This is a genomic window from Siphonobacter sp. SORGH_AS_0500 (assembly GCF_031453245.1).
Classification (GTDB): domain Bacteria; phylum Bacteroidota; class Bacteroidia; order Cytophagales; family Spirosomataceae; genus Siphonobacter.
On sequence record NZ_JAVIYT010000006.1, the window covers coordinates 115,621 to 131,748 of the forward strand.

At 45.7% G+C, this 16,128-nt stretch carries 11 protein-coding genes and 1 riboswitch; of the genes, 8 read left to right on the plus strand and 3 right to left on the minus strand.

What is annotated here, in order from left to right:
* The first annotated feature begins 189 nt into the window (after nucleotides 1-189).
* From QE357_RS22095 to QE357_RS22105, 3 genes are all read left to right on the plus strand, one after another.
* On the plus strand, nucleotides 190-1,053 hold the full coding sequence (locus tag QE357_RS22095; RefSeq protein ID WP_309712550.1) for a hypothetical protein: 864 nt from the start codon (nucleotides 190-192) through the stop codon (nucleotides 1,051-1,053).
* Between the two features lie 147 nt (nucleotides 1,054-1,200).
* A complete protein-coding gene (locus QE357_RS22100; protein WP_309712553.1) occupies nucleotides 1,201-4,548 on the plus strand; it encodes a TonB-dependent receptor in 3,348 nt (1,115 codons plus the stop codon).
* A gap of 41 nt (nucleotides 4,549-4,589) precedes the next feature.
* Nucleotides 4,590-6,125, plus strand: a complete 1,536-nt coding sequence (locus tag QE357_RS22105) for a RagB/SusD family nutrient uptake outer membrane protein (RefSeq protein WP_309712556.1) — start codon at nucleotides 4,590-4,592, stop codon at nucleotides 6,123-6,125.
* A gap of 168 nt (nucleotides 6,126-6,293) precedes the next feature.
* Here QE357_RS22105 and QE357_RS22110 read toward each other — a convergent pair whose 3' ends face one another.
* Nucleotides 6,294-6,653: a helix-turn-helix domain-containing protein gene (locus tag QE357_RS22110; protein ID WP_309712559.1), complete on the minus strand. Its 360-nt coding sequence runs from the start codon at nucleotides 6,651-6,653 to the stop codon at nucleotides 6,294-6,296.
* 112 nt (nucleotides 6,654-6,765) lie between these two features.
* On the opposite strand from QE357_RS22110, the gene QE357_RS22115 reads away from it, so the two are divergent.
* Nucleotides 6,766-7,371, plus strand: a complete 606-nt coding sequence (locus tag QE357_RS22115) for an NAD(P)H-dependent oxidoreductase (protein ID WP_309712562.1) — start codon at nucleotides 6,766-6,768, stop codon at nucleotides 7,369-7,371.
* A 398-nt stretch (nucleotides 7,372-7,769) separates the two neighbouring features.
* On the opposite strand, the gene QE357_RS22120 is transcribed toward QE357_RS22115, so the two are convergent.
* Nucleotides 7,770-8,915 (minus strand): cysteine desulfurase family protein, encoded by a 1,146-nt coding sequence (locus QE357_RS22120; RefSeq protein WP_309712565.1) that lies wholly within the window; start codon nucleotides 8,913-8,915, stop codon nucleotides 7,770-7,772.
* 187 nt (nucleotides 8,916-9,102) lie between these two features.
* Nucleotides 9,103-9,204, minus strand: a riboswitch (SAM riboswitch).
* A 236-nt stretch (nucleotides 9,205-9,440) separates the two neighbouring features.
* On the opposite strand from QE357_RS22120, the gene QE357_RS22125 reads away from it, so the two are divergent.
* The 3 genes from QE357_RS22125 (at nucleotide 9,441) to QE357_RS22135 (ending at nucleotide 11,225) form a co-directional block, all read left to right on the plus strand.
* Nucleotides 9,441-10,553, plus strand: coding sequence for an SGNH/GDSL hydrolase family protein (locus QE357_RS22125; RefSeq protein WP_309712567.1), 1,113 nt, complete (start codon nucleotides 9,441-9,443; stop codon nucleotides 10,551-10,553).
* Nucleotides 10,554-10,559: 6 nt separating this feature from the next.
* Nucleotides 10,560-10,706 (plus strand): hypothetical protein, encoded by a 147-nt coding sequence (locus tag QE357_RS22130; protein ID WP_309712570.1) that lies wholly within the window; start codon nucleotides 10,560-10,562, stop codon nucleotides 10,704-10,706.
* A gap of 135 nt (nucleotides 10,707-10,841) precedes the next feature.
* Complete coding sequence (locus QE357_RS22135) at nucleotides 10,842-11,225, plus strand: VOC family protein (protein WP_309712573.1); 384 nt, start codon at nucleotides 10,842-10,844, stop codon at nucleotides 11,223-11,225.
* A 61-nt stretch (nucleotides 11,226-11,286) separates the two neighbouring features.
* Here QE357_RS22135 and QE357_RS22140 read toward each other — a convergent pair whose 3' ends face one another.
* On the minus strand, nucleotides 11,287-14,715 hold the full coding sequence (locus tag QE357_RS22140; RefSeq protein WP_309712576.1) for an ATP-binding protein: 3,429 nt from the start codon (nucleotides 14,713-14,715) through the stop codon (nucleotides 11,287-11,289).
* 221 nt (nucleotides 14,716-14,936) lie between these two features.
* On the opposite strand from QE357_RS22140, the gene QE357_RS22145 reads away from it, so the two are divergent.
* Complete coding sequence (locus QE357_RS22145) at nucleotides 14,937-15,875, plus strand: SGNH/GDSL hydrolase family protein (protein WP_106638393.1); 939 nt, start codon at nucleotides 14,937-14,939, stop codon at nucleotides 15,873-15,875.
* The last annotated feature ends 253 nt before the right edge of the window (nucleotides 15,876-16,128 follow it).

Here is a 16,128-nt window from a genome sequence, read left to right on the forward strand (position 1 = left end):
ACGGGTTTGCATTAGTTAATAATAGAAAATAGATTGAATAGTATTGGTCAGTATAAAAGTACTTGAGTTAAAGTAAATAGTATAAATCTTAGAATAGTTTGGCTCGTTGAGTAAGCTTCACAATTGCATAATATTTACGTTTCCTTCAGATAATATACCCCTTGTTTCTTTGCAGAAGAATGAAGGAGTATGAGCATTACATTACGCATTGTTTTTCTGGGATTACTCGCTCACACAAGTTATAGTCAGCCATCCGTAACCGTGACGCGTTCGTTTACGACTGATTCGCTGGGAGCGTGTCAGGGCGTAAGTTGCCTGAATGAGAAGGTGTATTTGTACGGAGATCGGGAGGTGGGAATGATTCGGGAATATGACTGGATCGATGGTTCTCTGCGGTACACGAACCGGGAAGTTCGGCTAACGCAGGACGGAAAGGATGTTATAAACCATCCTACCGGTATTGCTTATCGCCCGGATTTACCCGTCTTTGTAGGCAATAGCATTCGTCTCAATCACGAAGGAACCCTCTGGAAAGCAGTAATTTATGCCATTGATTGGGAGGGCCTCTGGAAAACCGGAACGCTGGATGGGAATTTGATTCAAACCATTGAAGACGATGCCTGCATTCAGGGTACTCGTCCGCAATACGTGGAGTATCAGGGAAAGTGGGTAGTTGCCACCGCCGATTATGGTAGTAAAAATAATGAAGTTCGGCTTTACGATCCTGAGCGGTTAAAGAATGCGTCTAAAACTTCCGAGCCAGGCATTGTTCTCAAAAAATTCAAATGTTCGCCCTGGGTTCAGAATCTGCACTGGATTCCCGAAAAGAGACAGTTAGTCCTCATTCAAAACCAGATGGAAGGCCGAAAATGGCGATTAACTTTTCTGGATTTTGATCGCTCCGTTGAGCAGGGAAGCGAGGTAGTTTTAAAAGTAATAGATTTCAATAATGCGGATGAGTTAGAAGGTTTTTCCATACTTCCTCAGAAAAATAAAGGTTTAATCGTCACTTCTTCAAAAGCCTTAAATACGCATATGGTAGCACTAGAATAAGTAAAAATAGGCGATACCAATCAGGTTAATTAAGGTTACTTCAAAATCTAATACTCATTCGATCTATAGTTCGTCAATTCCTGGCAGACGTCTGTCAGGCAGGAATTGCTTTACCCTGTTTCTAACCATATTTCAACATTTTTTTTCATGCAAAAACGTCTATTAAAAACGATTCGAAAGACCTCGCTTACCGTGGCTTCGCTGTCGGTACTGGCGGGTGCAACCGTAGAAGTAGCAGTGGCGAATGTTCATCCTTTGCTGGAAGGCATTCACCAGCCTCGTGCCTTAATCCGCGTGACGGGTATTGTTCGGGATGAAAAAAATGAGCCAATTCCCGGGGTGACCGTTTCAAACAAAGGCACCAATCGCGGAACCATTACCGACGCCATTGGAAAATATACGCTGGAGGTAGAGCCTAACAGCAAACTGGTTTTCTCCTTCATTGGGTACGAATCACAGGAAGTATCGGTTGGAAATCAGCAGGTTATTGATGTCATTCTTCAGGAAAGTGCCAGTCAGTTGAACGAAGTTGTGGCGGTGGGTTACCAAACCGTTCGGAAAAGCGACGTAACCGGGGCTATTTCCAGTGTCAAAGCCAAAGAACTTAACCTCAGCACGCCAACCGTTGGACAGGCTCTGGTGGGTAAAGTAGCAGGCGTTCAGATTTCACAGGTGAGCGGTGCTCCTTACAATAGCACGAAAATTCGGGTGCGTGGGGTCGGTTCAATCAACGCCAGCTCTGATCCTCTATACGTCATTGACGGCTATCCGGCGGGGAATGACGTGTTCATTAACCCCAACGATATTGAGTCGATTGACATTCTGAAAGATGCCGCGTCGGCAGCCATTTATGGTTCACGGGCTTCGGGCGGGGTTGTACTGATTACGACCAAACGCGGGAAGGAAGGCAAAGGTCGCCTGGATTATGATTTCCAGTATGGTCTGAATCAGTTGAGCAAGAAAGTGAAATTGCTTAACAGTGAAGAGTTTGCTCAACTGTTGATTGACGGTCGAAACAATACCTATCGGGATCTGATCCGTAATGCGGGTAAATCCTGGAATGATGGCATGTTTTCGGATGATAATGCTACGCGTATCACGAAAGTAGGAAGCGGCAGTAACTCCAACACGTTCAGCATTCCGACGGATCTTTATGACTTTGCCAGTCAGACGATGATTAAGCCCAAGTATAACACCGACTGGCAGGACGAGCTGTATCGACTGGCTTCCGTACAACGCCATAACCTGACGTTTTCGGGCGGAACCAAAGACGTGCGTTATGCCATCAGCGGCGGTTACATGAACCAGCAGGGAATTATCGTAACTACGGGTCAGGAACGACTGAACTTGCGTACGAATGTGGATGCTCAGTTGAATAAGCGTCTGAAAGTAGGAGTGAACCTGGCTTTGACTTCCAACCAAAACCGGGAAGTTCAGGAAGGGCGGTTCAACCAGGGGCCTATTTTAGGGGCTCTTATCTACATGCCTATTTTCAGGGCATATAATGAAGACGGCTCTTTCTCCAAATTTGAAGCTTCGTCTCAGGCTCCTTTGTACGCCTATCAGACGATCGAAAACCCGGTGGCTCTGGCGTCCGAGACGATCATTCGTCGCAAGGGTTTACGCAGTACATATAATGGGAATGCGACTTACGAAATTCTGCCGGGCTTCAATGCCAAGATTAACCTGGGCATGCTGACCTATAACGAGAAGTACGAGTTTTACCTGCCCACGAGCTTGAGTAGCGGCAACTATGCTCCCGGTTCGCCCCAGGCGATTGCAGCAGCTACAGCCACGGCTCAAACACTGACGCAGGTGGATCGACTGGCCGAGTTTACGCTGAATTACAGCAAGAAAATAGGGAAACATAGCATCGACGCTTTGGCGGGTTATACGGCTCAAAAGTTTCAGAGTGACCAGATTAGCCTGACGGCCCGAGGTTTCCAGAATGACCGCATTCAGGAAATTACGGGCAAGGGAGCCGATCCTTCACTCTTTACCCTGAACTCCAGTTCTGGTAAGTACACCTGGACGCTGCTTTCGTACCTGGCTCGTGTGGGCTATAATTTCGACGAGAAGTATTTCTTAACGGGGTCATTCCGTCAGGACGGTTCTTCCCGTTTTGGTCCGCTGAACAAATGGGGCGTGTTTCCCTCAGTATCCGGTGGCTGGAATATCTCGAAAGAGACTTTCTATGACAACTGGTTAGGAGCGAATTCTTCGCTGAAATTACGGGCAAGCTGGGGTTTGAGCGGTAACAACAACATTGGTAACTACAGCTTCCAGCAGGTGATGAATAGTCCGGGTGGCGTAGTGTTTGGAAATAATACCATCGAATCAGCCATCTGGTCCAATGCCATTCGGGATGCCCGTCTGGGTTGGGAATCGACTTCGCAGTATAACCTCGGGCTAGATGCCGGGTTGTTCAATAACCGACTCTTCGTTATCGCGAACTATTACGTGAGCCGTTCGTTCAACCTGCTTTTCAATCAGCCCCTATCGGCGGTTTCGGGTGCCGCTACGATGTTAACCAACCTTCGGGATTCCCGTGTGCAGAACAAAGGCTGGGATTTTCAACTGGATGCCCGCGTGATTTCTACGCCTGATTTCAAGCTGAACGCTAGTGGTAACATCTCCATTAACCGCAACAAAGTATTGAACATGGGCGGTGCCAGTACGATTATTACCAACGGAGCTGAGCGTTCATACCTGACCCACATTACGCAGGAAGGGCAGCCCATCGGGATGTTCTACGGATTCAAGGTAAAGGGTATGGTGCGTGAGTCGGACATGGAAAATCTGGCGGCTGATAATGCTCAGTATAATTCCGCTACGCAGTCTTTCCCCGCTGGTTATCAGATCAAAGGCCCGGCTCGTTCTACGGCTTCAAGCAACCCGTTGCAACCCGGCGATTTATACTTCGAAGATGTTAACGGCGATGGTGTCGTGAACGATGCGGATAAAACCGTCATTGGTACGCCTTACCCGAAGTTTACCTACGGTTTTGCGATCAGTGCGACTTACAAAAGCTTTGATTTTAGCTCTTCTTTCAACGGTTCATACGGTAACCAGGTACTTGACGGTCAGGATTATTACCTGTTCAATATGGAAGGTTCAGGTAATCAGTATTCCGTTGTGAAAGATCGGTACCGTTCGGAAGCTCAGCCGGGGAATGGTCAGGTATACCGGGCCGCTCGCGGAGGTACCCAAAGTAACAGTACGCGTCTGTCTACTTTCTATTTACAGGACGGTTCATTCCTGCGTTGTACAAACCTGATGCTGGGGTATACTTTACCTGCTAAATGGTTCACTGAACGTGGGTTAAGCAATGCCCGCGTGTATGTTTCGGTGGATAATGCCTTTACACTGACGAAGTACAAAGGCTATAACCCGGAAGTGGACTACAACAACGGAGCTAACCTGACGCCCGGCGTGGATTACGGCAAGTACCCGCTGGTTCGTGGGTATAACGTGGGGGTAAAACTGAGCTTCTAATTCCGAAAAAGACAGGCTCTTTTTCTTAACGAACGACAATCATGAATAAACGATTTATACAGATGGCCAGCTTGGTGACCTTATTGTCGCTGGGCTCGTGTACTAAAAATTTTGTGGTGGAATACGATCCCAACGCGGTTCCAACCGAGATTTATTTCCAGTCTGAAAACGACGTAAAACTGGCCGTGAACGGGGTGTATCAATCCCTTCGCAGCTCGAATACAGTAGGAGAAAACAGCGGTTTATTTACCGACGAACGCTCCGACGATACCGGACGAAATGATAGCCAGTCGAACGCCGGAGAGCCCTTTCAATTCAACGATTTCTCGCTGTTACCCAGTAATACCTATCTGAAAAACCACTGGCTGGCTTTATACGAGGCTATTTCCCGCTGTAACCTAGTGCTGGATAACGTCGATAAAGTAAGCTATTCCGATCCGGCCACGAAGGTGAACTACCAGGCGGAAGTAAAATTCGTGCGGGCGTTTCTTTACTTTCAACTGGTTCGTAAATGGGGAGATGTTCCTCTGGTGTTACGTCAGTTGAAAACCAAGGCGGAGGTGGATGAACATACCTTCCGTGAAAAAAAAGAGAAAGTCTACGAGCAAATCGTTAGTGATTTAAAGGATGCGGCGGGTAGCACATTGCCCGATCATCAGCCGTCGTCTTCCAAAGGGCACACATCTAAAGTAGCAATTAATGCTTTGTTGGGTAAAGTATATCTGACCATGGCAACAACGCTGGATCAGACCAACCGTACCACGAATCTGAACTTGGCGAAGACGTATTTGATGGAAGCCTATAACAAAAAAGCGTTCAGCCAACTGAAGGATATTCCTTATACGGATGTGTTTGACGTAGCTAAAAAGTCTACCAATTCCGAGATTATCTGGCAGATTGTAAACCGTCAGGGAGATGTTACCTATTCTTCCAGCATTGCGGCTAATAACCAGGCGAAAGGTGAGACGATTAACTCTCTGAAACCTGGCACGGGCGTTGGAGGAAATGTGACAATGGATTTAGTGAAGGAATACGAAGAGGGCGATCTTCGGAAAGATTTTTCCATAAAATTTGCCAATGATGCTTCGGTCAAAGACTGGTTCATCACCAAGTATCGCGATGCCAGTTCGGCGGCAAGTACGTTGGGATACGGTGGTAACGACTGGATTTTACTACGTTACGCCGATGTAATTCTAATGCTGGCGGAAGTGCATCAATACCTGGGTGATGAGGCTACCGCGATTCAGTACCTGAACATGGTGCGGGAACGGGCGGGCCGTCCGACGTATCAGAACATGCAGAACGATGCGACGTATAAGTCAAAATATCCGACATTGAAATTGGCCATTTTACACGAACGTCGGGTAGAATTAGCCTTTGAACACCAACGCTGGTTTGATCTGCTTCGCACCTTTACTGCTCAGGAACTGGTTAGTTACATGAAAAGCAAGTCGCAGGCTGATTTTGGTATTGCCAAGCTTTCCAACTTCGGAACAAAGGATATATATTACCCTATTCCTTTCGACGAAAACAAGTTGAATCCTGAGAAAATGTACCAAAATCCAGGGTATAATTAATTTTTAAGATTTAATAATAGAAAAAACACCCGCTGATCACTCAGCGGGTGTTTTTTCTTATTCTAAGTTTTTCTTCCAAAACATCCCACGAGCTATGCATGGATGGGGGGCTAAGTGAATTGATCCACTAGTGAAGGAACTCTCAAGGTTTAAATCGTTCTGCTTCCTCTACAATTGCGTGATTTTTTGGCGATGGTTCTTCCCCCATTCTCCCAGCACGTTTACAAGCTCTTTCAGCGTCTCGGCGTATTCGGTGGGTTGGTATTCAACAATGACCGGTATGTTTTCTGCATGCACGACTCGTTTTACTAATCCATTTTGTTCCAGAGCCTTCAATTCACTGGAAAGGACCGTAGCCGAAATGCCCTTGATGGTTCGTTGTAATTCATTGAATCGGGTGTATCCGCTTACTAAAGCGATAATGATGCGGAGTTTCCACTTGCCACCTAATACATAAATAGCATCTTCTACGGCCGCTAAATTCTGGGCACACTGCGTTTCGGAGTAAAATATTAGGGGATCGTTCATCTTCTTTTCAGATAGTATAGTAATATAAACCTTACTGCTAAGGTTTTGTTTAGTACTAGTTTTTGCGTAGTTAATATAAATACATTTGCGATCATCATATAATTCGAAGCAAATGAAAAATATACTGCATATTATTTCCAGTCCTCAGGATGAAGCCTCAGTCAGTCGAAAACTGGGAGCTGCTATTTTGAAAGAGGTTCAGGAAAAATATCCAATCAATCAGGTAAAGGTTCGCGATTTATATAAAGAACCCGCTCCTCATCTGGATGAATCGCATATTAATGCCTTTTTTACGCCTAAAGAAAATCTCTCACCGGAGCAGGAGCAAAGCATCAAGTATTCGGATGATGCCGTTGCGGAATTAATGGAAAGTGACATCATTATTATGGAAGCTCCCATGTATAATTTCAACATCACGTCTACATTAAAGGCCTATTTTGATCACATAACCAGAGCCGGAATCACGTTCCACTACACGGGTAATGGTTTACTTCCCGAAGGACTTCTGAAAAACAAAAAGGCTTATCTGGCCATCACCTCGGGAGGTGTTTATTCCAAAGGAGAACTCAAGCCGTATGATTTCATTGATACGTACGTGCGTTTCTTTTTAACGTCAATTGGCATTGAAGTGATGGGCGTTTTTCGAGCAGAAGGGCAGGCCATTGTCGGAAAAGAAGTTGCTTTGGAAGAGGGTATTAAAAGCATTACTATCCATTGATGGGTAGTTTCCGTCGCTGCTTTTTCGAATGGATCAAGAACTTGCTTGAGTATATAAGTTTGTAATTTAGGAAGTTGAGTTAGTTTCTTTGTCCCCCGCCAAGAAATGGGCGGGGGGTTTGCTTATTCTTTAGAACGATAGCTTAGAATGTGCCTCAGCACGATGATAACCAGACTGTTTTACTGACGACAAAATACTCGGGAGAAAAGGAAGATCCTTTGCTTCGCTCTAGATGACAGACGCTGATGATAAAGTAGTTAGAAGTCATTTAAGTGTCCCCGGATGAAATCCGGGGACATTCTGAATGACAGATGTTTGGAGCATTTGTTAAAAAAGAAAAGCTGCCAGCATAAGAGTTGGCAGCTTTTCTTCGAAGATGTTTTCAAACTGGGAATGCTTTACGAAGCCAGACTAACTTCCTCAGTCTGATACAATTCACTAAGGATAGACAAGACTTCGTTGATTTCTTCAAACGTATTATCCGCTCCGAAGGAGAAACGAACGTTTTCTTTCCCAAAACTGGTGGGAATTTCCTGTAGTACGTGTGAGCCTCCGGCGAGATTGGAACAGGCACTACCACCGGAGACGGCAATGCCGCGAGCATCCAGGGCTTCTACCAATGAGCAGGGGCCGTCGAGAATAGGGAAGGCGACGTTAATTAATCCGGGTAAACTTTCCTCGAGGCTTTGACATCGACCATTAAACAAAACCCCGGGGATTTGCCGTTGGATTTCGTCGATGAACTGTTGTTTCAATGAATTCAGATGGGCGATGTTCTGCGTTTGATGGGTTATCGCCAGCTCCAGAGCCTTAGTTAATCCCACAATGCCGGGAATATTTTCGGTTCCTCCGCGTTGCCCCCCTTCCTGTCCGCCGCCGCTGATAAAGGCGGGCAATCGGTGTCCCTGACGGGCAAACAAAAATCCTACGCCTTTAGGACCACGAAATTTATGAGCCGAAGCCGTCGCAAAATCAACCGCATGCAGGTTTACGGGCACTTTACCGATGCTTTGAACGGTATCCGTATGGAAATAAGCTCCGTAGTGTTGAGTTAACGAATGCACTTCTTCCAAATCCAAAAGCGTACCTAGTTCGTTATTGGCGTGCATGAGGCTGACGAGTCCGTTGGGATGCTTCTCCAGCCACTGGGTTAAATCAGGAATGGATACCCGACCCTGCTCGTCTAACTGGACGTAATGAACTTGAATGAGCCCCGCCTGTTCCAACTGTTTCAGCGGCAAAAGCACGGCTTTATGTTCAATCTTCGAAGTAAGGACGTGGCGGATGTTAAAGTGCTGAATGCTACTTTTTAAAGCAAAATTGTCAGCTTCGGTACCGCCAGAAGTAAAGATAATTTCTTCGGGAGTAATGTTCAGTAAATCAGCAATTTGCCGACGACTCGATTGAATTACTTTTTTCGCTTCCCGGCCCGCCCAGTGATTCGAAGAGGCGTTGCCAAAATGTTGCGTAAAATAGGGTATGATGGCTTCCAGAACAGCAGGAGACAAAGCGGTAGTCGCGGAGTTATCTAAATAAATACTCATGGTATAAAAGAGCTGATGAAGGGTGAATGAATGGACACATAAGGAGCACAGGTATCAAATAAACCTGAGCGACGCTTGGTAATGAAATGAAACTGAGTCTCGTGACAAACGAGAGAAAGCCTTAACTCATCAGTAATGAGCAGGCCGATCGGTTCCTTAGATTGGGGAGGAATGACATGGCATATGGGGTTTATAGTTCCTAAAAATGTTAGGCAGGTTAGCACTGATTCCGCGTCGGAAAGTTGCTAAGGATTCGTCGAGCCTGTCTCTCCTCCTTTCTGTATAAGCCCCAACTACCAATGGTAATTGAAGACAATGCAAAGTAAAGTAGGGGAATTTAATAAAACAAATAAAATCTATAGAAATGGTAGATTAATAATACTGTTAACACTTCTTGTTGTGCTATTGCTCTGTAAAATAGATGATTACTAAAAATTATTTTTCTAAAATCAACTTACCATTAGTAAAATAGTCATTGCTATGATTCATTACGTAGGTTTAGGCAACCGAAAAAACTAGTTACCTATGAAGTCATTGCTGAGAATCATTACGCTTTTCTTCTGTTTTCCGACCTTGGTATTCTCCCAAAAAAGTGCATTGGAAAATGCCACGCTACTTCGTGCCAGGGAAGGGTTACCTTTCTTTTTTGAAAAAATAAAAGCTGGAAAGCCGATCATGGTAGGATACCTAGGTGGTAGCATTACTGAAGCCGGAAAAGGCTGGCGGGAGCAGTCACTGAGTTGGTTACAGAAAACCTATCCGCAGGTTCCCTTTCGGCAGATTAATGCGGGAGTTGGAGGAACGGGCTCGGATTTAGGTGTTTTTCGGGTGCAAACTCAGGTGCTCGATCAGAATCCTGATTTGGTTTTCGTAGAATTTGCTGTAAACGATAACGGTAAAAAGCCAGAGCAGATTTACAAAGCCATGGAAGGAATCGTTCGAAAAACCTGGCGGCAAAATCCTCATACCGATCTCTGTTTCGTATACACCTTAACGGCAGATCTGGCCCCAACTTACCAGCAGGGAAAACTGCCAGCTTCGGCTTTAGCCATGGAACAAATTGCGGAATATTATGGAATTCCCAGCGTTTGTCTGGGGCTGGAGGTGGCAGCTTTGGCCCAGCAAGGTAAGCTGATTTTCAAAGGCAAACCCGAAGATGCACCGGACAAAATTGTGTTTTCAGCCGATAACGTGCATCCTTATCCCGAAACAGGGCATCGGTTATATACGGAAGCCCTGGCAAAAGCTTTGAAGCAAATGGCGGACCTGAAAGTAACGCCACAAAAGCGGGCTTTAGCTAAACCTTACGTGAATGATAACTGGGAAGCGGCCCGTATGATCGCAGTGGACGAATTGAAAAAACAGGGGAACTGGACGACAATTACTCCCGATACGGATTCCGTGGCTTTGGCTTTGCAGCAGCGGTTTTCGAGCTTAATAAAATCCAGCACGCCGGGTGATTATCTGGAAGTAAAAATGAAAGGTCTGGCTTGCGGGTTGTATGATGTGATGGGTCCGGGAACGGGTCAGTATAGTATGGAAGTGGATCAGGACTTCAAACAAACCATTTCCCGGTTCGATGCTTATTGTACAGATTATCGCTCGAATTTCTTCGTTGTCCCTACATCGCCGAATTAGACGCATGTGATTCGATTTAAAGTTTCGGACGAAAAAGTGGATAAAGCCGCCATTCTTAAGACCCGAAACCAGGTTATGAATGATCCGTCACGCTTTCAGGAAAATGCCTGTTATGCAGGGAAGTTATTACTGGTGGGTGAAATAGTGCCGTAATGGAAATAACCGTTCCATAAGCGAAACGCGAGAGAAGTATTCAAATAAATTCACAAGGAAGTCATTCCTGCTGACATAAGGCTGTCATGGATGGGGTAGACCTTTGGATCCATTCTCACTAAAACGCAAATGGATATGTCTATCAAAATGAACGCCGGAATTATTACTTCCCGCTTAGCCGAGACGAAACGTTTTTATCAGGAAGTTTTTCAGTTTGGGATTACGTTCGAAAACGATTTTTTCGTGCTTATGCATACGCCTGACCGCAAAGCCGAAATCAGCTTTATGCTACCGGAGCATCCTTCGCAACATCCTTTATTTCATCCTGAATTTGACGGTAAAGGTGTTTTCCTAACACTGGAAGTGCCTAACGTAGACGAAGCATACGAGAAAATCAAAGATCTGAAGATCCCGATTGTTATTGAGTTGCGAGACGAACCCTGGGGTGACCGTCACTTTGCCTTTACGGATCCCAATGGAATTGGAATTGATGTTGTCACTCATCATGCAGTTGAATAGATTTTCAATAAAAAACCCGGTTCAGGTCTTACGCTGAACCGGGTTTTTTATTGAAAACTTATTACTTGGGTAAGAACACGCGAAACGTAGAACCCTGCTCTAATTGACTTTTGGCAGTAATAGCACCGCCGTGGTTGGCGGCTACTTTTTCGCAAATGGCTAAGCCCACTCCAGTACCCGCGAACTCAGTCTTGCCGTGTAAACGTTGGAAAACCTGGAAAATTCGCTTCAAGTATTTCTCATCGAAACCTATTCCGTTATCGGTAACGTCGATGCAGTAATAATGAGAGGTATGTTTGGTCGGTTTAATAAGAGTCGGTAGCTCGGTATGGTCAATTACCTTTGAATGAACATGGATCTGCGGATAAACGTCGTCCTTACGGAATTTTATGCCGTTAGATAACAGGTTCTGAAAAAGCTGATGCAGTTGGGAAGCATCCCCCATAACGGTTGGAAGACTCGAAACGTGTATCTGGGCAGAGGCTTCCTGAATGGTAACTTCGAGATCATTGATAACCGTTTGCAGAACCTCATTCAAAGGTACCGGATGGGCTGAAATCTGCTGGGTCGTGATTTGCGAGAAACTCAATAAATCCCGGATCAGCGTGGACATACGCCCCGCTGCGGTTTGCATTCGATCCAGGTAGATGATGCTGTCGCCTAAATCTTCACTATGCTGTAATTTTAATAAGGTACTGAACGACTGTATTTTACGAAGGGGTTCCTGTAAGTCGTGCGAAGCGATGTAGGCAAATTGCTGTAATTGTTCGTTCGACCGTTGTAAATCATACACGGATTCCTGCAATTCTTTCGTTCGTTGCTGTACCTGCTCGTCGAGCTCGTTCGATAAGTCACGATAGCGGGCTTCGCTGGCCTGTAAAGCCCGGTTAATCAATATAATATCCGTTACTTCCGTACAAACTTCCAGCACACCCGTTTGTCTATTACCTTCATAATAAGGCGACAACAGAAGGTTGAAATAACGAACCTCAAGCATTCCATTTTTTAATAAAGGAATTTCCAGAGCATAGGCCTGATCGGGTTCGCCGGTTTGATAAACTTTCCGACAGCGTTCCACAAAATCCTGCCCTTTTAGTTCGGGCAGGGCTTCCAGCAGGGGTTGACCAATTAAATCATTTTCCCGCTGAATGAGCGAAAGCATGGTTTGATTGATCAGTTCAATGGTTAATTCTTCACCTTTGACCAGCATCATCGCCACCGGAGCCTGCTGAACGAGGTTACGTAAACGAATTTCGATCTGGCGACGAGACTGATTAAGGTTAATCTGGGCTCTAACCTTGGTCAATAATTCCTGACCCGAGAAAGGCTTGACCAGGTAATCATCTGCTCCGGCTTCCAGTCCGTCAATGCGGGCTTCCTGACCCGCCCGGGCTGAGAGGAAAATCAGCGGAATATGAGCCGTTGATGCATTCTTTTTCAGTTTTTCCAGCAACTCTTTCCCGTCCATGACGGGCATCATGATGTCACTAAGGATCAGGTCTGGCTGTAAGGAGTAACTTAATTTTTCAAGGGCATCGGCTCCGTTGAAAGCGGTATGAATGGTGAAATAAGGCTCTAGTAACCGTGTCAGATACGCTCGCATGTCGGCATTATCATCGACAATCAGAATTTGCGTGTTTTTATCAACGTCGGTTGAGTTCGCTTCTAAACCTTCTCTTGCGGGTTTGTCATCCTCAAGCATGGTGCTGGCTTCCTTCACGAAAGAATCGGCCAGATGACTGATCCCTACGATAGAGCTTTCTTCGACGATCTGATCGGTGGGCAAATGATTTTTACCCAGCGGAATTCGAACGGTGAAGGTAGTTCCCTGACCTTCCACACTGGTTAGGCCGATCGTTCCTCCGTGCAAACGTACGAGTTCATGCACCAGCGAAAGCCCAATTCCGCTGCCTTCGTAGGTACGTCCACCGGCATTTTCCACGCGGTGGAATCGTTCAAACATGTGCGGTAACTCTTTTTCAGGAATACCTACGCCCGTGTCCGTTACGTGTAAAACGGCTTGATTGCCTTCAGTGGTTAAGACTACGCTGACGCTACCTTCAAGCGTATACTTAAACGCATTAGAGAGCAGGTTCAGAACAATTTTCTCCCACATTTCTGCATCCGCATACACGGGAGCGGGCATGGGGTCCGTATGAACGTCGAACGTTAATCCCGCTCGCTCAATCAGGGATCGGAAACTGCTCGATAAATCGGTAGTTAACGCGACCAGATCAACGGGTCGGTAAGTGGCCTGCACCCGATTTGCTTCAATCCGGCTGAAATCCAGCAGGTTATTGACAAGTTTGAGTAAACGTAACGCATTCCGATGGGTGGCTTCTACGGGAGCTTTGTAAGGAGATTCGAGTACCTTTTCGTCCCGAAGTAACTCTTCCAGCGGACCCAGCATCAGGGTTAAGGGCGTACGGAATTCATGACTAATGTTGCTAAAAAAAGCCGTTTTAGCCCGATCAATGGCCGCCAGAGCTTCTGCTTTTTTCTGTTCTTCCTGGTAGGCATTAACGTTAGAGAACGCCGTATTAATGGTATTGGCCAGCAGAGCGTAGAAGTTAAGGTAATCCTGATCGATGGCCCGGTGTGGGCTAACCCCGGCTAATAAAAATCCAACGGGTTGTTCTTTCGTGGAAATGAAAATCGGAAGCCGGATCAGGGTGTGCGGAGCAGCCTCATAAGGACCGCCTTCAATAAGACTCAGGCGTTCGGCAACGTTTTCAATTGTCAGCGTTTGTGATAAATCCTGTAGCCATTCCGTAGCCGAGAGATCTAATTCCAATAATTCTTCAGGAAGTTGATAATGGGATTTCAAACCAGTGGTCTGCTTTAAACTAGCTTTTCCTGCTTCAGAATCAAGCTCATAAAAAAGCAAATAGGGCAAATCCAGGCTAAAATCTTCCTGAATGGAGGCAATGCTGCTGTAGATGTCCTCATTTTCTTTTGCCTGGGCCGTTGCGGCGGCTACGTCTCGAAGTACCTGCGTGCGGCGGGCACTCAACATTTTGTCGGTGGTTTCAGTAATGGGGTGAAAGATGCCACCTACCTCGCCGGATTCGTCCCGAATGGGAGCAAACGAGAAAGTCATGAACGATTCTTCCAGATAACCATACCGATCCAGGAACATCCGTTGATCCTTGATGTAAGTCCCTTCGCCCTGTTGGCCCCGGGTAAACTTATCACCTACGACGGGCAGGGCCGTTTCCCAGCAAATCCTGAAATTCTGACCCATGGATTCCGGGTGCTTGGCTCCGCAGATGGGTCTATAGCTATCATTATAAATCTGAATAGTTTCGGGTCCCCAGGCAATTAAAATAGGGAAGGTCGAGGAGAGGCATAAACTCACCGAAGTTCGAAGACTTTGGGGCCAGCTTTCAACGGGTCCCAAAGGCGTTTTCGACCAGTCCATAGACCGGATTAATTGACCCATTTCGCCACCACCGGCTAAAAACTGCTCTGAGGATTCGGTCTCAGTCATAATAATAGTGTCCCTTGAAATTAAATGGAATGGGTGTTAAGTATTAAGAAATGGAAAGGTTCATTTCTTAACTTACAGCTCGTATGTTTAATCATAATTCCATCAAATTGTTTTAAATCTACCAGAAGGTTATCCCTTATTAATCAAAGTTTTTGTAGAATCGGGTAGGAAATGACTAATAAGTATCTGTTATTATCAATAATCAAAAATTGTTATTATTTATGAAAAGCACCATCCGATTAATCTTTCTTATAGGTTACTGTTTCCTATTCCCAAGCGTATCGGTGGCTCAGCCTTTACCTAAAGGTGTTAGCCGGGTGCTTTTCCTGGGGAATAGCATAACGTACGACGGCAGATATGTGAATGATGTGATCGCTTATGTGCGTATGCATTACCCCAAAAGTAATTATACGTTTATCAATGTAGGGTTGCCCAGTGAAACGGTTTCTGGTTTGTCTGAGCCCAATCATGCGGATGGAAAATTTCCCCGTCCCGACCTGCACGAACGGCTTGAGCGGGTATTAACTCAAATCAAACCCGATTTGGTTTTTGCCTGCTATGGAATGAATGATGGTATTTATATGCCTTTCGATTCCTCCCGATTCAAGGCTTTTCAGTCGGGAATGGAGTGGTTGCATCAGGAAGTAGAAAAGGCCGGGGCCAGAATCATCCACAGCACACCGCCCTTATACGATGATGGTAGAGGAGGAGCAACGGGTTATGCTCAAGTGTTAGATGATTACTCGGACTGGTTGATTAACCAGCGAGAGCGACAACATTGGGAAGTAATCGACCTCCATTTTCCGATGAAGGCGTTTCTCGAACAACAGAAAAAACGGGATTCTACTTTTTACCTGGCCCAAGACGGTGTACATCCCGGAGCTTTGGGCCATTGGTTAATGGCCAGAGAAATGCTGAGGTACCTCGTGAAAGACGATTCCGAAAAACTAAGCAGAACTGAGTCTTTATCTGAAGCATTAGGCGATAAAAAGAACGCTGATGAACTAGTAAAACTAATAACGGAACAGCAGCAAATAGTAAGGAACGCCTGGCTTTCGGCAACAGGTCACAAACGCCCCGGCTTACCATCCGGGTTACCCCTGGATCAGGCACAAAAACAGGCTAGGAGTCTGGAAAAGAAGATACGAAAGTTGCTGTAATGCCATGGCACGTGACGTCTTTTTAACCCCCTTTATACGCTTGATTTTCGTTAGATATCTCTTATGCCCTTGTGTACCAACGTTTTAAACATACCCTTTTTCTGGATAAAGAAGCTGTTCAAAACGGAATTGGGACTAAGGGCACTTCAGGGGTAATAGTTTGCTTTAATCTGAAAACCTTCAATCCGTCACGGTGATCTACGAATTAGAAAAGCTCATCGCAACGGAAGAAGGATTATCGCCATAGAAGCTC